The sequence below is a fragment of the Salmonella sp. 2020_1459 genome, assembly GCF_043847915.1.
GTDB lineage: Bacteria > Pseudomonadota > Gammaproteobacteria > Enterobacterales > Enterobacteriaceae > Salmonella > Salmonella enterica.
The window spans coordinates 298,494-318,474 of sequence record NZ_JBCMFA010000003.1; the positions used below are offsets into that span (position 1 = coordinate 298,494).

The 19,981-nt window shown below is 54.0% G+C and carries 17 protein-coding genes; 6 read left to right on the forward strand and 11 right to left on the reverse strand.

All coding sequences use genetic code 11. The features are described 5' to 3' along the window. The 9 genes from recC to rppH form a co-directional block, all read right to left on the reverse strand. Nucleotides 1-3,372, reverse strand: coding sequence for an exodeoxyribonuclease V subunit gamma (recC, locus tag ACH0VJ_RS09885; protein WP_000946837.1), 3,372 nt, complete (start codon nucleotides 3,370-3,372; stop codon nucleotides 1-3). Nucleotides 3,373-3,387: 15 nt separating this feature from the next. Then, on the reverse strand, nucleotides 3,388-3,708 hold the full coding sequence (locus ACH0VJ_RS09890; RefSeq protein WP_000019286.1) for a prepilin-type N-terminal cleavage/methylation domain-containing protein: 321 nt from the start codon (nucleotides 3,706-3,708) through the stop codon (nucleotides 3,388-3,390). Next, nucleotides 3,693-4,100 carry a DUF2509 family protein gene (locus ACH0VJ_RS09895; RefSeq protein ID WP_001078536.1) on the reverse strand — a complete coding sequence of 136 codons (408 nt, stop codon included), beginning with the start codon at nucleotides 4,098-4,100 and terminating at the stop codon, nucleotides 3,693-3,695. The genes ACH0VJ_RS09890 and ACH0VJ_RS09895 overlap by 16 nt, the downstream gene beginning before the upstream one ends. Further along, nucleotides 4,097-4,660, reverse strand: coding sequence for a prepilin peptidase-dependent protein (locus ACH0VJ_RS09900; RefSeq protein ID WP_000029152.1), 564 nt, complete (start codon nucleotides 4,658-4,660; stop codon nucleotides 4,097-4,099). The genes ACH0VJ_RS09895 and ACH0VJ_RS09900 overlap by 4 nt, the downstream gene beginning before the upstream one ends. Next, nucleotides 4,651-5,121 (reverse strand): prepilin peptidase-dependent protein, encoded by a 471-nt coding sequence (locus tag ACH0VJ_RS09905; protein WP_000744668.1) that lies wholly within the window; start codon nucleotides 5,119-5,121, stop codon nucleotides 4,651-4,653. Before ACH0VJ_RS09905 ends, ACH0VJ_RS09900 begins: the two co-directional genes overlap by 10 nt. Nucleotides 5,122-5,306: 185 nt before the next feature. Further along, nucleotides 5,307-6,101 carry a thymidylate synthase gene (thyA, locus tag ACH0VJ_RS09910; protein WP_000816251.1) on the reverse strand — a complete coding sequence of 265 codons (795 nt, stop codon included), beginning with the start codon at nucleotides 6,099-6,101 and terminating at the stop codon, nucleotides 5,307-5,309. Nucleotides 6,102-6,107: 6 nt separating this feature from the next. Continuing rightward, nucleotides 6,108-6,983: a prolipoprotein diacylglyceryl transferase gene (lgt, locus tag ACH0VJ_RS09915; RefSeq protein ID WP_000204645.1), complete on the reverse strand. Its 876-nt coding sequence runs from the start codon at nucleotides 6,981-6,983 to the stop codon at nucleotides 6,108-6,110. Between the two features lie 215 nt (nucleotides 6,984-7,198). After that, nucleotides 7,199-9,445 carry a phosphoenolpyruvate--protein phosphotransferase gene (gene ptsP / locus ACH0VJ_RS09920; protein WP_000957887.1) on the reverse strand — a complete coding sequence of 749 codons (2,247 nt, stop codon included), beginning with the start codon at nucleotides 9,443-9,445 and terminating at the stop codon, nucleotides 7,199-7,201. A gap of 12 nt (nucleotides 9,446-9,457) precedes the next feature. After that, complete coding sequence (gene rppH / locus ACH0VJ_RS09925; RefSeq protein WP_000564481.1) at nucleotides 9,458-9,988, reverse strand: RNA pyrophosphohydrolase; 531 nt, start codon at nucleotides 9,986-9,988, stop codon at nucleotides 9,458-9,460. Between the two features lie 682 nt (nucleotides 9,989-10,670). On the opposite strand from rppH, the gene mutH reads away from it, so the two are divergent. From mutH to ACH0VJ_RS09945, 4 genes are all read left to right on the forward strand, one after another. Then, complete coding sequence (gene mutH / locus ACH0VJ_RS09930; RefSeq protein ID WP_001274930.1) at nucleotides 10,671-11,366, forward strand: DNA mismatch repair endonuclease MutH; 696 nt, start codon at nucleotides 10,671-10,673, stop codon at nucleotides 11,364-11,366. A 181-nt stretch (nucleotides 11,367-11,547) separates the two neighbouring features. Then, the gene (locus tag ACH0VJ_RS09935) at nucleotides 11,548-12,261 is read left to right on the forward strand and encodes a TerC family protein (protein ID WP_000895635.1); all 714 of its coding nucleotides are present in this window, start codon (nucleotides 11,548-11,550) and stop codon (nucleotides 12,259-12,261) included. Between the two features lie 169 nt (nucleotides 12,262-12,430). Further along, the gene (locus ACH0VJ_RS09940) at nucleotides 12,431-12,649 is read left to right on the forward strand and encodes a YgdI/YgdR family lipoprotein (RefSeq protein ID WP_000758662.1); all 219 of its coding nucleotides are present in this window, start codon (nucleotides 12,431-12,433) and stop codon (nucleotides 12,647-12,649) included. 190 nt (nucleotides 12,650-12,839) lie between these two features. Beyond that, entirely contained in the window at nucleotides 12,840-13,880 is a 1,041-nt protein-coding gene (locus ACH0VJ_RS09945; protein WP_000558960.1) for an NADP(H)-dependent aldo-keto reductase, read from the forward strand. Nucleotides 13,881-13,966: 86 nt separating this feature from the next. On the opposite strand, the gene lplT is transcribed toward ACH0VJ_RS09945, so the two are convergent. Together lplT and aas are read right to left on the reverse strand one after the other, a co-directional pair. Continuing rightward, nucleotides 13,967-15,169, reverse strand: a complete 1,203-nt coding sequence (gene lplT, locus ACH0VJ_RS09950) for a lysophospholipid transporter LplT (protein WP_000004686.1) — start codon at nucleotides 15,167-15,169, stop codon at nucleotides 13,967-13,969. Further along, nucleotides 15,162-17,321, reverse strand: a complete 2,160-nt coding sequence (gene aas, locus ACH0VJ_RS09955) for a bifunctional acyl-ACP--phospholipid O-acyltransferase/long-chain-fatty-acid--ACP ligase (protein WP_000896096.1) — start codon at nucleotides 17,319-17,321, stop codon at nucleotides 15,162-15,164. Before aas ends, lplT begins: the two co-directional genes overlap by 8 nt. Before the next feature lie 592 nt (nucleotides 17,322-17,913). Between aas and galR the strand changes: the two genes are divergently transcribed. Together galR and ACH0VJ_RS09965 are read left to right on the forward strand one after the other, a co-directional pair. Further along, nucleotides 17,914-18,942: an HTH-type transcriptional regulator GalR gene (gene galR, locus ACH0VJ_RS09960; protein WP_000201028.1), complete on the forward strand. Its 1,029-nt coding sequence runs from the start codon at nucleotides 17,914-17,916 to the stop codon at nucleotides 18,940-18,942. Between the two features lie 10 nt (nucleotides 18,943-18,952). Next, nucleotides 18,953-19,975, forward strand: coding sequence for a LacI family DNA-binding transcriptional regulator (locus ACH0VJ_RS09965; RefSeq protein ID WP_000968353.1), 1,023 nt, complete (start codon nucleotides 18,953-18,955; stop codon nucleotides 19,973-19,975). Nucleotides 19,976-19,981: the final 6 nt, after the last annotated feature.

Here is a 19,981-nt window from a genome sequence, read left to right on the forward strand (position 1 = left end):
TCAACGAGACTGATTAAAACGAAACAGCGGTAACAGGTAATGTCGGGACTGCGCAATGATAGCCTGCAACGTTTCAGATTCCAGCTGACGCCAAAGACGTTGATACCAGATATCTTCGCCTTCGCCGCTCACCATCATGTTGCCTTCATAAGCCTGTAGAAACTTTGTTCTGGCCTTCTGTAAGGTGTCATCGTCGTCTAACATGACATCATTTTCAGCGTCATAACAGGCTTTTATCCATGCGCCGCCGCTTTCCGGCAGTACCAATAGCGGAGAAGACATGCCTTCCCGGTAGCCTTCAATCAGTTGCGCCAGGTAAGCCATTGCCTGCGTTTTATCAAGAGGCGGAAATCGCCACTCTCCCTCTTTGCGCAAAAACAGGCGACTTTCGCCACTCCCGCCGCTGGCACAATAGACAAGGTGTTCCAGCCAAAGTTGCACACCTTGCGCCACGCTGATTAAAGCGGGACGCCAGCGCAATAATCCATCCTCCTGTACCTGCGGCAGCCAGCCGGTTAGCTGAACGCCATTGCAAAGCAGATCCACTTCCAGGCTTTGGCTCGGCTTACGACAGGCGATAACCCGGCTTGCCAGTTGCTGCATCTCCTGACATTGCGCATCCCAGAATATTTCGCCAAACGCGCCGTAAGGCAACTCTCCCGCAGCCCGGAAACGGCGGAACAAGCGTTCGGCGTCGTCCTCTTCAACCAGCGTATTGAGCAACTGTTGGTTAAGTTGATATCGCGTCAATCCCTCTAATTCAAACGGTTCCGCATCAGGAATCTCACTCTCTTCCGAGCGGAAATTAACCTGAAGCCGCATCTGAAAAAATGCGCGTACCGGATGGGCCCAAAAACGCTGCAGACTTTCCAGAGTCAATGTTTCCGGCATCGTAAAAGGAAGCGGCTGCACAAAGTCAGAATGCGCTTTTCCCGACTGACTCGCCGCGGGCAACCACTCTCTGGCATAACTTTGCTGTTCGCCGGGTTGGTAATTTTGCGCATCAAAAGGCATACGGGTATGCAGACGCGTAATATGCGCTTTGACTCGTGCTTCGCTCTCATCACAGGTCAGCGTTTCGTCGCCCGGCAAATAGTAGCTTTGCCCGATGTAATCCACCAATTCTTGCACCAGTACAGAGGGAAAGCGTTCGCTATTATCCTGGATGGAGCGACCGATGTAGCTGATATACAGCGTCTGCTGCGCCGAGATTAACGCTTCCAGAAACAGGTAGCGGTCATCGTCGCGACGGCTACGATCCCCGCGCATGGGTTTTTGGCTCATCAGGTCAAAGCCCAACGGCGCAAGCTGGCGCGGGTATACGCCGTCGTTCATTCCCAGCAGGCAAACGACTCTGAACGGAATGGAACGCATCGGCATCAGCGTACAAATATTGATGGGGCCCGCCAGGAAGCGCTGGCTAATACGTTCCTGATCCAGACGCTGCGCCAGTTCATCCCGCAGTAGCGAAATCGGTACCGCGTCGCCATATTCCGCCGCGACGCCTTCGGCGATAATGGCCTGCCACTGCTGTTCAATCAATGTCATTGCCGCTTCCGTGTCCGCATCGGGCAGGAAGAAATCATTGAGCATGTCGCGACAAACGGGCAGCCACTCTTCCAGCGGTCGCTCCTGCGCCAGACCGCGCCGCCAGATATTAAGCTGCATCAGCAGCGAAGCCAGATGCCCGACCAGCTCGGCAATCAGACCGCTGGATTCGTCATAAGGCAGAACCGACTGCCACTCGCCCTGGGCGCTTTCCATCGCATACCCCAGCAGCATACGCGTCAGGCCAAATTGCCATGTATGCTGCCCTGTGGCAGGAAGTTCCAGCTCGCGTACGTTGTCATCGTCAATTCCCCAGCGAATGCCTGACTCATTGACCCACAAGCGCAAATAACGCAGCCCTTCTTCGTTGATCGTAAAGCGGGCAGCCAATACCGGTACGTCTAACAACGCCAGAACATCCTCGGAGACGAAGCGGCTGTCCGGTAACGAAAGCAGGCTGATAAATGCCTGTAACACCGGATGTGACTGACGCGCCCGCCGATCGGAAATAGCATAAGGCAGATAGCGCTCCGTTGGCGCGCTACCAAACACCGCCTGGATAAACGGGCTATAGCTGTCAATATCAGCCACCATAACGATAATGTCGCGCGGCGTTAGTGTCGGATCGGCTTCCAGCATCGCCAGCAGGCGATCGTGCAGTATTTCCACCTCGCGCTGCGGGCTGTGACAAACGTGAAAAGAGAGGCTGTTATCCTCGGGATCGAGCAGACGCTTATTGTCGCTGCGCGAATACTCCTCAAGATTTACGCCCGCCACCGCATGGCTTTCCAGTTCAAGGATATCCGCCTGAATCCGATGCAAAAGATTATCTGGCGTAATATCAACAAACGCATCCAGCTCCTGGCTGTTTTCCAGTTCAGATAGCAGGTAGATATAATCCCGCCCCAGTTTTCCCCATGAGGCCAGTAGCGGATTACCGATATCCTGTTCACCGTCGCTGTTAAATAAGGCTTCCGGATTCTGATTTTCACGGAACAGCGGTAAATGACGGTCTTCAAAAGTGTGACGACGCTGGCGAGCCATGAGTTTTGCCAGCCAGGCTGGGTCTTTAATATCCCCCCAGTAATACCGACACGGATTAGTAAAAAGGAGATGGATTTCAATATGTTTACCCAGCGCCTGCAATGCTCTGAGATACACTGGCGGTAACGCGGAAATGCCGCAAATAAAAACGCGGGACGGCAACCCTGGCGGGCAGGCGGTCGCGCTCTCCAGCGTTTGAATAAAGCGTTGGTAGAGATTGGCGCGATGCCAGCGCGGCTGCCCCAGCGCGGCGGTATATTCCACCAATGCTTTCCACAGCGGCGCCTGCCAGTTTTGCGCCTCCCCCAGACCTTCCACGGTTTTTCCCGCTTCCCACTGCGTAAGCCAGTCAGGCCGATAAACCAGATACTGATCGAACAGGTCGGCGGCGCGCGCGGAAAGCTGAAAGAGTTTGCGTTTATCGGTGTCGTCGGTCAGATAATGGCGCAGCAGTACAAACTCATCCTTATCCAGCAACTGCGGCAGCAAGGTCATCAGTTTCCAGCTCATGCTTTGTTTGCTGAAAGCGCTTTCTTTGGGGATATCCGGCAACACGCGGACAAACATCTCCCAGATAAAACTCGCCGGTAACGGAAAAGCGATATTCGCCGCAATACCAAACTTTTGTGAAAGGGTCATCTGCAGCCACTGCGCCATACCCGTGCTTTGTACCAGAATCATTTCTGGTTCAAAGGGATCATCCAGCCGCTCGCGTTCGACGATGAATTCCATCAACGCTTCCAGCACATCCAGACGATTGGAGTGGTAGACCCTTAACATAATTACTCCTGACGATTAACGATTTGGACAATGCAAGCGCGTCATCTGCCCCTGCCTGCCAGAGGGTGAAACCATCGTGACGCTGATGCTGACACATCCCGATTGCGTTGTCTGCATCCGGTTGGCCTTCCAGTCGTCAGCAGGCGAAAATGGATACAGCGCCGTTTGCTGCCACGCCTGCCGCCAGATCTGGAGATACTGGTGTCGTAATGCAAAACTGTGCATTAATACCCGCTGATAGCCTGACAGCGCGGTGACGATCATTACCATTAGAACCATCGCCACTAAAACTTCCGGGAGGCTAAACCCGCGTTGTAAATTCAGGGGATGCGACATAACGCCACCTCTTTTAACGGACAAAAATCGCTCCAGCCGTGGGGAGAAAAGACAATGCTTCCCTGAATGACGTTGCCCAAACGCCATAACGTCATGCCGTCATCTTGCGCCGCCATCACCACCTCATCCCCCGATAATCTCCGCAAACAGACTCTTGCTCCTGAAGAGGAATAGCGCCGACATTCCATTTCGGTTACGCCTGACCATAGCTGCCCCCGCCCCCATTCCAGCGCCGACTGTACGAGCGCCTGGCGTTGTATCGCCATGCTCTGCGTCGTCACGCGGGCGGCATAGCTGGCCTGCTGCTGATTTACGCCTTGCAGTAGCAGACTACCCAGAATCAGTATTAAAAGCGCCAGTATTAGCGAAGAAGCGCCACGTTCCCGATTCACAGATTAAATCCCGTTACGCTGTATTGCGCGTCAATAGCCGTCTGAGGCTCGGCTTTGCTGGCGCCGCGCAGATGCAGCATGAGCACTGGCGAGAATCCCGTTATATCCCGGCGCTCAACGGTAAACGCCGTGATGAGTACCGTATTGGGATCGGTCATTTTTTCCCATCCCTTACCCTGGCAAGATGTTGCTCCGCGTAATGTCTCCAGAACGTTATCCTTCACACGAAACCCGGTCTGGTCGGCCTCTTTCGCCGGTATGGTATCCCAGACACCGTTATTATTCCCGTCCCACTGAACGATGACGCATTGCCCCTGTTCGGCAAGATGTAACCCTTCGCCAATACAGTGGCCATGACAGTAACCCGCACGTTGAAGATGCTTCGCTACGGTATAGGTTCGCTGCCAGATTTCATCTTCCAGCGATAACTGTCGCGTGTTGTGCCAGATCTCACGCTGTAACGCCGGTAAAAATCGTGCGGACCCAAGCAGTAAAATGGAACCTATCGCCATCGCCAGCACAACTTCCAGTAGCGAGAACCCCCGCGTGGTTATTGACACGTGGCGGCCTCGTTACGCTCGCATAGCCTGATTCGCCCCCAGGAGGAGACGACCAGACGCCACTCTCCGGCAGCGTTTTTCAGTACGATGTGCCCTGCCCATGCCGTATTGCGCAGGCCAAAGAAGGCTAACGACGGCGTGATATCGGCAAGGACGACATCACGCCAGTCGGGCGTAAACACAAAGGGGGAAGATGGCGTACACGATGTTTGCGTAGCAACAGAGCTGACAAAGCACCATGAACCGCCTTCGCTGACCACGCGAAGAATGTGATCGCGGTTATGCCAGTGAGCGTCCTCACGAAGTTGCAGCAGGTAATCCCGCACCTGACATGCGGTTTGCCACAGGCGCTGTTGCTGCTGCCAGCGTTGCCAGCCATAAAGTCCTGTGGCGCTGAGAATGATAATGAGCGACATCGCGACCACCGTTTCAATGAGCGTATAGCCCTGTTGTTTTTTCATGTCGGCAGTATGGCGGGCGGAAGAAAAATAACGAGCGCCAAATACAGATTGTTCGGCGCGTTACGGAAAAAAGTTCATGTCTTGCAGCGCGTTGCAAAATTTCAGGAATCCGCGCCGAAGATTGAGACGAAGGGTAAAAAAAAACCGACGCGCAATGACGTCGGTTATGGCAGGATCGTCAGCGCTTAGATAGCGACCGGCGCTTTAATACCGGGGTGCGGATCATAGCCTTCAATTTCGAAATCATCGAACCGGTAGTCAAAAAGCGAATCGGGTTTACGCTTAATGACCAACTTCGGCAGCGCGCGCGGTTCACGGCTTAATTGCAGGTGCGTCTGCTCCATATGGTTGCTGTACAGGTGCGTGTCGCCGCCGGTCCAGACAAAATCGCCGACATCCAGGTCGCACTGTTGCGCCATCATATGCACCAGTAACGCGTAGCTGGCAATGTTGAACGGCAGACCGAGGAACACATCGCAGGAGCGCTGATAAAGCTGACAGGAGAGTTTTCCATCTGCGACATAAAACTGGAAAAAGGCGTGACACGGCGCCAGCGCCATCTTATCCAGCTCGCCGACGTTCCACGCAGAAACGATAATACGACGAGAGTCCGGGTCGTTTTTAAGCTGGCTTAAGACCGTGGCGATCTGATCGATATGGCGGCCATCCGGTGTTGACCATGCACGCCACTGCTTACCATAAACCGGGCCTAAATCGCCGTTCTCATCGGCCCATTCGTCCCAGATGGTGACATTATTTTCGTGCAGGTAAGCGATGTTGGTATCGCCCTGCAAAAACCATAGCAGTTCGTGAATAATTGAACGTAAATGGCAGCGTTTTGTCGTCACCAGAGGAAAGCCTTCCTGCAGGTTAAAACGCATCTGATGGCCAAAAATGGAAAGCGTGCCGGTGCCGGTACGGTCGTTTTTCTGTGTGCCTTCATCCAGCACTTTTTGCATCAGTTCTAAATACTGTTTCATGGTTCCTCAGGAAACGTGTTGCTGCGGGCGGCGGCGATATGCCCAAACCATCATGATCGCGCCAGCGATAATCATCGGGATAGAGAGAATCTGCCCCATGCTGATGTACTGTACCCACGCGCCGGTAAATTGCGCGTCCGGCTGGCGGAAGAATTCAACAATGATACGAAACGCGCCATAGCCAATCAGGAATAATCCGGAGACTGCGCCCATCGGACGCGGTTTGCGAATAAAGAGATTAAGGATGATAAACAGCACCACGCCTTCTAATGCCAGCTCATACAACTGGGAAGGGTGGCGCGGCAATACGCCGTAGGTATCAAAAATAGGCTGCCATTGCGGATGTGACGGCAGCAGCGCAATATCTTCCGCGCGTGAGCCAGGAAAGAGCATGGCAAACCGGAAGTCAGGATCGACGCGCCCCCACAATTCACCGTTGATAAAGTTGCCCAGACGCCCGGCGCCCAGGCCGAACGGAATTAACGGCGCAATAAAATCAGACACCTGAAAGAACGAGCGCTTCGTGCGCCTGGCGAAGATAATCATCACCAGTATCACGCCGATAAGCCCGCCGTGGAAGGACATGCCGCCGTCCCAGACGCGGAATAAATAGAGCGGGTTATCCAGAAACAGAGGGAAGTTATAAAACAGGACATAGCCAATACGTCCCCCCAGGAAGACCCCCAGGAAACCTGCATAGAGTAAATTTTCAACTTCGTTTTTGGTCCAACCGCTTCCCGGACGGTTAGCGCGACGCACCGCCAACCACATCGCGAAAACGAACCCCACCAGATACATCAAGCCATACCAGTGAAGCGCGACGGGCCCAATTGAGAAAATGACCGGATCAAAGTCCGGAAAATGCAGATAGCTACTGGTCATCTGTCACCACAATTTCTTGTTATTTCGCTGAAGAGATAGCGATTGATAAGCGCGCCTGCGCGTTGCAGACGCTCCAAAGGTGCGAATAATAGCACAAGGGTTAAAAGCGAGATGCCGATTACCGTTAAAAGATATGTATACGCATTGTCTTTCATCTTGCAGGCGTGTTGTCTGCGCCGTGAATCCACAGTCACTCTCTTTTCCCGCTCCAGTCGTTACAACCCTCCTCGAATCAATCCCCCCATCCCGCGGCGCTCCATAAACGCCGCCACCTGATGACGCACTTCGGTCGCCATCTGCGCCTCAAGGCTGCGTCTGGCAAGGGTTTGCGCGTCTTCAAAATCGATATGCCGCAGCAGATATTTCACACGCGCTACCGAACGGCCATTCATCGAAAGATGGCGATATCCCAGACCGATAAGAATCGCCACGCACATCGGATCGCCCGCCATCTCGCCGCACAAGCGAAGATCGAGGCCATGTTTTTCGGCTTCCTGCGCGATCATGGACAGTGCGCGCAGCATAGCCGGATGCAGACTGTCGTAAATACTGGCCACGCGGGTATTGTTGCGATCTACCGCCAGGATATATTGCGTTAAATCGTTGGTGCCGACCGAGATAAAGTCGATCCGGTTAGCCAGATGCGGCAGCATAAATACCATTGATGGTACTTCCAGCATAATGCCGATACGCGGTTTCGGGATCGCATAGCCGATCATCTCCTCGACCTCGCGCCCGGCGCGTTCGATCAGACGCCGCGCTTCATCGACTTCATCAATACTGGTGACCATCGGCAGCAAAATGCTGAGGTTGCCAGTCGCCGCATTGGCGCGCAGCATCGCGCGGACCTGGATCAAAAAGATCTCCGGCTGATCCAGCGTAATGCGGATCCCGCGCCAGCCCAGACACGGGTTCTCCTCGCTGATCGGCATATAGGGCAGTTGCTTATCCGCTCCCACATCCAGGGTCCGCAGCGTCACCGGTTTATCGTTAAACATTTGCAGCATCCCTTGATACTGCGCCACCTGCTCTTCTTCCGAGGGAAACCCGCTTTGCAGCATAAAGGGAATTTCAGTACGGTACAGGCCGATACCGTCGATCCGACTGCCTAACTTTTCCTCATGCTCGGGACTGAGCCCGGCATTCAGCATCACTTTGACTCGCTCGCCGCTTTTCAGTTGGGCGGGAAGATTGACGTCGTCCTCCGCCAGACGACTGAGTTCTATCTCTTCACTAATGAGCCGCTGATATTCCTGAATAAGCACGGGTTCAGGATCGACCAGTAATTCACCGCGATAGCCATCCACCACCAACGTACGGCGATGTAGCACCGAAGGTTGGATATCCGCGCCCATGACGGTCGGGATACCGAGCGCGCGCACCATAATCGCCGCATGCGAGTTTGCCGCGCCGTCGCGCACCACAACGCCCGCCAGCCTGTCCTGCGGCAGCTCCGCCAGGGTGGTCGCCGACAGCTCATCCGCGACCAGAATAAAACGTTCCGGCCAGGCGTTTGGCCCCTGAACTGAATCATCAAGATGGAATAACAGCCGCTGCCCCAACGTGCGTAAGTCTCCCGCACGTTCTTTGAGGTAGTTATCGGTTAGCGCCGCAAATTGCTCGGCAAATTTTTCGATGATTTTTTTAACGGCCCACTCCGCAACAGCGCCTTTGTCGACCTCGGCGAAGAGTTCGCGACGCAGTCTGGCGTCTGAAAGCAGGTGTGAGTACAGATCGAAAATGGCCGCCGTCTCTTTTTGCGCGCCGGCGGCAAAGCGTTTGCTGTATCGTCGGAATTCGTTCGCCGCCTCTTCCAGAGCGCCGGTCAGTCGTTCGCGTTCAAGAGAGGTATCCAGCGTAGACGCTTCGTAAACCTGTTCCATCAGCGGCATGGTCGCGTCTTGCCAGCCCGTTGCGATAGCCACGCCCGGCGCCGCAGGAAGCGCGCGGATTCGCGTCTGCCGGTATTGCCCGAACAGCGCTGTGACCTGCGACTGTGACAGGATAGCCGCCATCTGCGTAGCGAGCGTGACGAGGAAAGACTCTTCGCTTTCATCGTACTGGCGCAATTCGCGCTGCTGTACGACCAGCACGCCGAGAAGTTGGCGACGCTGAATGATCGGCACGCCGAGAAACGCGCGAAAACGCTCCTCTTTTACCGAAGGAATGTATTTAAAGCTGGGATGTTTTTGCGCATCGGCAAGGTTAATGGGTTCCGCCAGTCTGCCCACCAGACCGACGATCCCCTCATCAAACGCAAGCGCAACGGTTCGACCACGCGGTTTTTTCAACCCCCGCGTCGCCATCAGGTAATAACAGCGTCGGTCATGATCGGCCAGGTAAACCGAGCAAACCTCAGTATCCATCGCAAGACAGATATCCGTGACCAGAATATTCAGCGCCTCGTTCAGACGCGGCGCACTGGCCACTTTTTCGACTATTTCGCGCAGGCGAGTGAGCATAATTTGCGTGGCTTAACCTCTTTTACGTCGATAAGCAGGCGCGCTTTGTAGCTTAGGGGGATTATCCTGAAGCGCCATGACAACACTTGCAAACTCTTTCATTACCCTGCGGTAGACATCGCGTTTAAATGACACCACTTGTCGAACCGGATACCAGTAACTTACCCAGCGCCAGCCGTCAAACTCCGGCGTACTGCTGGTTTGCATATTGATTTCGGCGTCGGCGCTCATTAACTGCAAAAGAAACCACTTTTGTTTCTGGCCGATACATACCGGCTTTGTGTCCCAACGCACCAAACGTTTTGGTAACTTGTAACGCAACCAGTTGCGAGTAGAAGCAAGGATCCGCACATCTTTACGGCTTAACCCAACTTCTTCAAACAGTTCCCGGTACATCGCCTGTTCTGCCGACTCCCCTGGATTTATCCCGCCCTGCGGGAACTGCCAGGAGTGCTGACCAAATCGCCGGGCCCACATCACCTGCCCCTGACGATTACAAATTACGATACCTACATTTGGGCGGTAGCCATCGTCATCAATCACCGGACTACCTCAACATAAACCTTATATATGAACGATTGTTTCATACTCCAGTGAGGCGGTAAACCACTCTGTAATAGTGACACAGCCTAATAACAATTGAATAACTCACAGTAAATAGCCGAGTTATAAACAGATGATGACGCCCTTGCGCCATTTTATTCACCTTTTCTGTGGATATAGTTGTGAAGAAGTATGGAATTACCACGGGAAAACCCAGAACAGTCTGAATTCCTCATGCTGGAGACAGTAAAAATAGTGCCTTATATTCATTGCGTTATAGACAAATCTTACATGCTACCTTCATAAAGCGTGACCAGCATCACATCTAAGATCCTTATGCTGATGAAAGATCAACCAGCGTCGGTTTTATCCACAGATTGTGCCAATAACTTACGCACTATTTGTCTGAATTTTCGATTTTCGTCGCACGTCAAGGCTGTAAATGGAAACAGTAGTGGTGGTTTTACACAGTTATCCCAACTTTCTGTGGATAACATAGTGTAAGATCCTGTTTATTGTCAGTGACCAGAATTGGAAAACCCGCTTCAGCGTTGCGCAACACGAAGAAACAACACAAAAAAGGCAATAAAAATCAGTCTATTGAATATAAGACACAGAAAAAGATAAACTCTGCCCATACGGTATAAAATCACTGCTCATTTTTTGACCTAAGGTAATTGTCATGTCCGCTCTTTGTCCGCTACTGACTCCGCCTGCTTCGGAAGCATTGCTGTTAGCCCAGGCGCGGCAGCTTTCCGGCTATACGTTAGGCGAGCTGGCGGCGATGGCCGGCATTACCACGCCTAAAGATTTGAAGCGAGACAAAGGCTGGATCGGCGTCTTGCTGGAGATCTGGCTCGGCGCCAGCGCCGGGAGCAAGCCGGAGCAGGATTTCGCCGCATTAGGCGTAGAACTGAAAACCATCCCGGTGGATAGTCTGGGTCGTCCTCTGGAAACAACCTTTGTCTGCGTGGCGCCGTTAACCGGTAACAGCGGCGTGACCTGGGAGACAAGTCACGTACGGCATAAATTGAAGCGCGTGCTATGGGTGCCGGTCGAAGGCGATCGCAGCATACCGTTAGCCGAACGCCGCGTAGGTTCGCCGCTACTCTGGAGTCCGAGTGAAGAAGAGGACAGGCAGCTACGCCTCGACTGGGAAGAGCTGATGGACATGATAGTGCTGGGCCAGGTGGAACGCATTACCGCCCGTCATGGCGAAGTCTTGCAACTGCGACCCAAAGCCGCCAATGCCAGGGCGCTCACCGAGGCTATCGGCGCGCGCGGGGAACCTATTTTGACGCTACCGCGTGGATTTTATCTGAAAAAAAATTTTACGCAGGCGCTGCTGGCTCGCCATTTTTTATTGCAAAATCCGTAACGTCCATTACACGCAAATGCGCCTCCGCTATGGCTACGCGTCGGACCGACGCTCGATAAACGTAAGCGTATTGTCGCCGCTATTTTACACCGTTCCTGGTTGCGCAAATTCAGCCTGGGCTTTCGCCCGTCACTCGACGGGCCTATAATTACCGCTTCTTTTTTTGGCAGGACTTTGTTCGATGTTATTTGCATGGATAACCGATCCTAATGCCTGGCTGGCGCTCGGTACGCTGACGCTGCTGGAGATTGTACTTGGGATCGACAACATTATTTTTCTTTCTCTGGTGGTAGCAAAACTTCCTACGGCGCAACGAAACCACGCACGGCGGCTTGGGTTGGCGGCGGCGATGGTTATGCGCCTGGCGCTGCTGGCGTCAATCGCCTGGGTCACTCGGCTGACTAATCCGCTGTTTGAGCTTTTCGGCGAAGCGATTTCCGCCCGCGATCTCATTCTGTTACTGGGCGGGTTATTTTTAATCTGGAAAGCCAGCAAGGAGATCCATGAGTCCATCGAAGGCGAAGAAGAAGGGTTAAAAACCCGGGTTTCTTCTTTCCTGGGCGCAATAGTGCAGATTATGCTGCTGGATATTATTTTCAGCCTTGATTCAGTTATCACAGCGGTTGGCCTCTCCGATCATCTGTTTATTATGATGGCGGCAGTCGTTATTGCCGTGGGCGTCATGATGTTTGCGGCACGGCCCATCGGCGAGTTTGTCGATCGTCATCCGTCGGTAAAAATGCTGGCGCTCTCCTTTCTGATCCTGGTTGGCTTTACCCTGATTCTGGAAAGTTTCGACGTTCACGTTCCGAAAGGGTATATCTATTTCGCCATGTTCTTCTCTATCGCAGTAGAGAGCCTGAACCTGTTGCGTAATAAAAAGAATCCGCTGTAATCCTGTCTCGCTCCCCCGCCGGGGAGCGAATACTCACTTTATTTCCTTTCTTCTCACAGATTAAGATTTTGCTGCTTCCGACATGCAGAGCTGCGCGTTATTACTAGACTATTATCAGACATATGATTAACAGACTATTATCAGATGCAGGCTATGTGAGGACAAACGGATGAAAAAGTGGGCAGTTGTAATTTCCGCAGTAGGGTTGGCTTTTGCGGTATCCGGATGCAGCAGCGATTATGTAATGGCGACGAAAGATGGTCGTATGATCCTGACCGATGGAAAACCGCAAGTTGACGATGATACCGGTCTGGTCAGCTATACCGATGCACAGGGAAACGAGATGCAAATCAACCGTGACGAAGTGTCTCAAATCATCGAACGTTAAGCGGTGGCCTGTGATCGAGGTCAGCGTTCTGCAAGCCTTCAGGCTGCGTCCCGTAACGGTGCGTGGCGACCACGCCCGGTAACAATTACGCCGCGCAGCCTGCAATTTTACTTTCCCTTTTGCCTTCCCTCTGCCATTTTTATTGTCCTTTGTCGGGAATTTCTGACTTCATAATAAAAAGGAAACGGCTATGCACTATCACCGTATACCCCACAGCTCGCTCGAAGTAAGTACGCTAGGGCTGGGCACAATGACATTTGGTGAACAAAACAGCGAAGCCGACGCTCACGCACAGCTCGACTATGCCATCGCAAATGGCATTAACCTTATCGATGCCGCCGAGATGTATCCGGTACCGCCGCGCCCGGAAACACAAGGGCTGACGGAGTCCTATATCGGTAACTGGCTCGCCAAACGCGGCAACCGTGAAAAACTGATCATCGCCAGCAAAGTTAGCGGACCGGCACGTAATAATGATCAAGGCATCCGGCCTCATCAGGCGCTGGATCGTAAAAATATTCGCGAAGCGCTACACGACAGTTTGACCCGATTGCAGACCGACTATCTGGATTTGTATCAGGTGCACTGGCCGCAGCGCCCCACTAACTGCTTCGGTAAACTCGGCTATAACTGGACGGACTCCACGCCAGTAGTAAGTCTGCTGGAGACGTTAGACGCGCTAAGTGAGTTTCAGCGAGCGGGTAAGATTCGTTATATTGGCGTTTCAAATGAGACAGCGTTTGGCGTTATGCGCTATCTGCATCTGGCGGAAAAACATGACCTGCCGCGTATTGTCACGATCCAGAACCCCTATAGCCTGTTAAACCGCAGCTACGAGGTCGGGCTGGCGGAAGTCAGCCAGTATGAAGGTGTTGAATTGCTCGCCTATTCCTGTCTGGCGTTTGGCACATTAACCGGTAAATACCTGAACGGGGCCAAACCCGCAGGCGCGCGGAATACCTTGTTCAGCCGCTTCACACGTTACAGCGGCGAACAGGCGCAAAAAGCCGTTGCCGCCTACGTCGATATCGCGAAGCGTCACAATCTTGATCCGGCGCAGATGGCGCTGGCCTTTGTTCGCCGCCAGCCGTTTGTCGCCAGTACGTTACTGGGCGCAACCACGATGGCGCAGCTCAAGACGAATGTGGAAAGTCTGCATCTGACGTTAAGCGAAGAGGTTCTGGCGGAGATTGAGGCGGCGCATCAGGTTTATACCTATCCGGCGCCGTGATGGTCAGTGCCCGGTGGCGCTACGCTTCCGGGCTTACAGAGACAATGTAAGCCGGATAACGCGCGCTCGCCGCCCGGCATATTCACTCAGTATGATGCCTGCCGGCGCTGCCAGATCCACAGCGCCGCGATCGCCAGCGCGAACAGCACGCCAAAGCCGATACCTATCGCCACTGCCGGAACGCCAACCAGCACCGCCAGCGAGTACAGTCCCAGCATTAATAGCATGGCGCTATTCTCGCCCAGATTTTGTACGGCAATGGCATTCCCGGCGCCAACGCTCTTCTTACCGCGCTCCTGGAGCAAAGCGTTGAGCGGCACCACAAAAAAGCCGCCCAGCATACCTATCAACAGCAACAAGGCATAAGCAGGCAGCAATGCGTGCTGTAATGAGAAGATCGCAACCACAACGCCAATCAAAATCCCGGCGGGCATACAGCGCGATACGGTCTCCAGCGTCACCAGTTTTGCCGCCGCGCCCGCGCCGACCACAATGCCTACCGCCACCATGGCGTTCAGGTAAGTCGGCGTGGCGTTATCCGTAATGCCCAGCGCCACTGGCACCCACAGCACCAGCAGAAAACGCAGCGTCACGCCTGCGCCCCAGAATAGCCCGGTCCCCACCAGCGAAAAACGCGTTTCACCGTTACGCCAAAGGACAACGCAAGCGCTGAAGAAACTACGCGTCATCGCCGACAACCGCCAGGATTGTCCTGGACGCGCCGCCACAAGCTTCGGGATAAACAGGTTAGCCGCCACTGCGCCAGCGTAGGCCAACGCGCAGGCAACCAGCGCGGCGATGACATGCCAGTCGGCCAATACGCCGCCCGCGACGGAACCGAGCAAAATCGCCGCAATCGTAGAGGCTTCCATCAGGCCATTGGCTTTCACCAGCTTATCACCCGTCGTCAGTTCGCCCAGAATACCGTATTTCGCCGGAGAATAAGCCGCCGCGCCAATCCCGACCAACGTATAACCGACAAAAGGATTTACGCCGAGGCAGATACCTGCCGCTCCCGCCAGTTTAAGACCATTGGCAACCATCATCACCCGGCCTTTGGCAAAGCTGTCCGCTATCTGGCCGACAAACGGCGCAAAAAGAATGTAAGCGCCCACAAACACCATTTGCAAAACAGGCTGGCTCCAGTCCGGGTAAAACTGAGCTTTCAGCAGTGCCAGCGTCGCAAACAGCAGCGCATTATCGCCAAAAGCCGAGAGAAACTGCGCGACAATCACCGACAGCATCCCTTTCGACCAGATGGAGGTGTTAGTACGTACTGACTCACTCATGATGTTGTTCCGGCGCATCCACCCAACTTTTCAGCGTCACAAAATCGGGTTTCCCGCTGCCAAGCAAGGGAAGCTGCTTCAGATAACGGATATCACGCGGGACGGCAAGTTCCGGAATACCGTGTTCACGAGCATAGTGCTGTAACTTTTCTCGGGTGAGTTCGCTGTCAGTCGTAAACAGTACCAGCGCTTCACCTTTGCTGGCATCACTTTTAATGGCGGTAGCGTGCATTTTGTCCGCCGAAACGCCAAGCGCCAGTTGCTCGACCATCTCCAGCGAGACCATTTCGCCAGCAATTTTCGCAAAGCGTTTCGCGCGCCCCTGAATCTGCACAAAACCATTTTCATCGAAGCGTACAATGTCGCCCGTGTCGTACCAGCCGCGCTCGGTTTCGCCTCTGGCGTTTTCCGCTGACGGCACCTCCAGCACGCCCGGTTTTTCCACGCGCAGATAGCCATTCATGATATTCGGCCCTTTCAGCTGTAGCCGACCGCCGTTTTCAATACCGGGCACCGCCAGCAGACGCGCGTCCATGCCAGGCAGAATGCGGCCAACAGTGCCCGGCTTAGCCGCCATCGGCACGTTAATCGAGACTACTGGCGCGCATTCCGTTACCCCGTAGCCCTCAAGAATGCGCAGACCGAATTTATCCTGCCACAGTTGTTTGGTGCTCTCCTGAAGTTTTTCCGCACCGGCCACCACATAGCGCAGGCGATAAAAATCATACGGATTGGCAAAGCGCGCATAGTTGCCGAGGAAGGTTGACGTACCAAACAGCACGGTACAGTTACGGTCATAGACCAGTTCCGGCACAATGCGGTAGTGCAGCGGACTTGGATAAAGAAATACTTCCGCGCCGGTCAACAACGGCGTAAACAGGCCCACCGTCAAACCGAACGAGTGAAAGAGCGGCAGCGCCGACATAAAACGGTCATTGGCGGTGAAATCCGCAATCGTTTTTATCTGCTCGACGTTCGCCAGAATGCTTTTATGGCTGTGCACCACCCCTTTCGGGTGCCCTTCCGAGCCGGAAGTAAAAAGAATAATCGCCTCGTCTTCCGGCTGCTGTTTTACCTGCGCCAGTCGCGGCGCCAGGAGGTGGGCAAAAATCCACAGCTTGTCGGCGAGTGTGACGTCCGCTTTTAAATCTTCCAGGTAAACCCAGCGAACCTGCGTTAGCTGCTCCGGCAGGTGCCACAATTTACCTTTATCGAGGAACTGGCGGGAGGTAAAAATCGTTTTAATTTCCGCCGCGGTAATCGCGCTGGTCAGCCCTTTTACCCCCGCTGTGTAGTTCATCATGGCCGGAATGCGGCGACGAGAAACCGCGCCGAAAATCACCGCCGCGCTGATAGCGGCATTCGGCAGCATTAAACCGATTTTCTCGCCCTCAACGCTGTACTTTTCCAGAATCCGGCCAACAAAAAGCGTCTTGGTCAGTAACTTACGATACGTATCCGGCGTAAAGTTAATGTCCTCAATACAGTTTTTACCCGCGCCGTAACGATATTGCGCCGCCAGCAACGATTCGTATAACGTCTCGCGTGGGCGCACCGCCATACGCGCTTCCATCATGATCTGGTGCAGCATCTCACCCGCTATCTTACGCCTGTCGCGCGCGCGCGGCGCTTCCGGCATCGGTATTTGCGTCGGCGGTAAAATATGAAGCTGAATGCGGGGGAATAAGCGCCGTTTAACCAGACCTTTCAGGCGACTGAAAGGGGTAAGCTCCGCGCCGTCAATGCGGAGCGGAATGACGGTTGCGCCCGATTTTGCCGCCACAAAGCCTGCGCCGTCATAAATTTTCATCAGCGAACCGGTCACGGAAATCCGCCCTTCCGGGAAAATCACCACTGGACGCCCCTGCTCCACCAGACGCACCAGGTGTTTAATGGACATGGGTTTAGTGGGATCGAGCGGTACAAAATCGATCAGCGGCGTTAACCAGCGCATATACCATTGCTGGCTGATGGAGGTATATACCGCAAAGACAGGCCGTACCGGCAAAAACAGCGCCAGTAGCATACCATCGATAAATGAAACGTGATTGGGGGTAATTAAGACCCGGTTCCCCTGTAGCGCCCGGACATCGCCAGTGACGCGCACACGATAAAGCACGCGAAACAGGTTACGGAAAAATCCAAACAGCATTTCAACTCCCTTTGGCCGACAATTCGCTAAAACATGAATTGTGGCAGATTACACGAGTTGCGTAACAGGAGCGATAGCAAAATAGGTTCGAAAAAAAACCTGCGCATCCGCGCAGGTTGGTGCAAGAGACAGGTACGAAGAGCGTACCGAATAATCTCACCAATCAATACCTCTGGGATCTTGATTGTGGGCTTCGCGCGTCTGCATCGCCAGTCCGAAAACGCAAAGGAATAAACGGAAATGCAACGAGTTGTGTAAATTATCCGTTACTGTTACAGGTTCAGGCGAAACAAAAAAAAACCTGCGCATCTCTACGCAGGTTGGTGTAATTCGTGTGATCAACAATGACGTTGATTCCACCTATCAATACCTCTGGGATCACCACTCTATCAGCCTGACTCGCTGGCCTGCCAGCAGACAATCGCAACAGCGCTTCGCAAACTGTAACGAAAGATTTGTATTGTCACTTTACAGACGCATTTCTCCCGTGCAGGTCACATTTGCCCGACACGGCGGGGCAAGAGGCTTGAACAGACGTTCATTTTCCGTAAAACTGGCGTAATGTAAGCGTTTACCCACTATAGGTATTATCATGGCGACCATAAAAGATGTAGCCCGACTGGCCGGTGTTTCAGTCGCCACCGTTTCTCGCGTTATTAACGATTCGCCAAAAGCCAGCGAAGCGTCCCGGCTGGCGGTGACCAGCGCAATGGAGTCCCTGAGCTATCACCCTAACGCCAACGCGCGCGCGCTGGCACAGCAGGCAACGGAAACCCTCGGTCTGGTGGTCGGCGACGTTTCCGATCCTTTTTTCGGCGCGATGGTGAAAGCCGTTGAACAGGTGGCGTATCACACCGGCAATTTTTTACTGATTGGCAACGGGTATCATAACGAACAAAAAGAGCGTCAGGCTATTGAACAGTTGATTCGTCATCGTTGCGCAGCGTTAGTGGTACACGCCAAAATGATTCCGGATGCGGACCTGGCCTCATTAATGAAGCAAATCCCCGGCATGGTGCTGATTAACCGCATTTTACCGGGGTTAGAACACCGCTGTGTCGCGCTGGATGACCGTTACGGGGCATGGCTGGCGACCCGACATCTGATCCAGCAAGGTCATACGCGTATTGGGTATATCTGTTCCAACCACACCATCTCTGATGCCGAAGATCGCCTGAGGGGCTATTACGATGCGCTGGCGGAAAGCCATATCCCGGCTAACGATCGGCTGGTGACGTTCGGCGAACCGGATGAAAGCGGCGGCGAGCAGGCGATGACTGAGTTATTAGGCCGCGGCAGACATTTTACCGCGGTGGCCTGCTATAACGACTCGATGGCGGCCGGCGCGATGGGAGTATTAAATGATAATGGCGTGGGGGTGCCGGGCGAAGTATCGCTCATCGGTTTTGATGATGTACTGGTCTCACGCTATGTGCGTCCCCGACTGACCACCATTCGGTATCCGATCGTCACCATGGCGACACAGGCGGCGGAGCTGGCGTTAGCGTTGGCGGGGAAATGCCCTACGCCAGAAGTAACTCATGTATTTAGTCCGACACTGGTACGCCGACATTCGGTATCCACGCCGACGGATACCGGGCACCTGTCGACAACCGATTAATCAGGGTAGCATGATGGCGACAATGCTGGATGTTTCCCGCCATGCGGGCGTATCAAAGGCCACCGTCTCACGAGTGCTGAATGGGACGGGGCAGGTAAAAGAAAGCACGCGCCAGAAAGTGTTTACGGCGATGCAGGCTCTGGGCTATCGCCCCAACCTGCTGGCACGCTCGCTGGCGAATCGCACCAGCAACAGCATCGGTCTGGTCGTCTCTACGTTTGACGGCTTCTATTTCGGCAGTTTGTTGCGCCGGGCGTCGCGCCAGGCGGAGTTTCATAACAAGCAGTTGATCGTCACCGATGGTCACGATACGCCGGAACGAGAGCAGAAAGCCGTACAAATGTTGGCCGACAGACAGTGCGACGCTATTATTCTTTACACTCGCTATATGGATGAGCCGGCGATTTTGTCGTTGATTGACGCCACGGAAATGCCGCTGGTGATTATTAATCGCAACGTCACTCAGGCCCGCGATCGCGCTATTTTCTTCGAGCAGGAGACGGCGGCATTCCAGGCGGTGGAATACCTGATTACGCAGGGCCATCGCGATATCGCCTGTATTACGCTGCCTGTTCATACTCCCACCGGCACATCACGCGTAGCGGGTTATCGAAAGGCGCTGGAAAAATATGGCATTCCCTGGCAACCGGCAAAAGTGAAATACGGCGATTACACGCTGACGCGCGGCTATGACGCCTGCCGGGAATTACTGGAGGAAGGCGTCACGTTTAGCGCGCTATTCGCCTGTAATGATGACACGGCGCTGGGCGCGGCAAAAGCGCTGCGCCAGGCCGGATTACGCATCCCGCAGGATGTGTCGCTGTTTGGTTTTGACGATGCGCCGGGCGCAACCTGGCTTGAACCGGGGCTTTCAACAGTCTATTTACCCATCGAGGATATGATAGCCACCGCGATCGATCAGGCCGTTCGCCTGGCGAACAGCGAGCCGGTCGCCCCGATCCCGCCCTTTACCGGCACGCTGATTCTGCGCGAGTCCGTCGCCGCGGGCCCGTTTTTTCAACGTCCGGCCTAATGATGC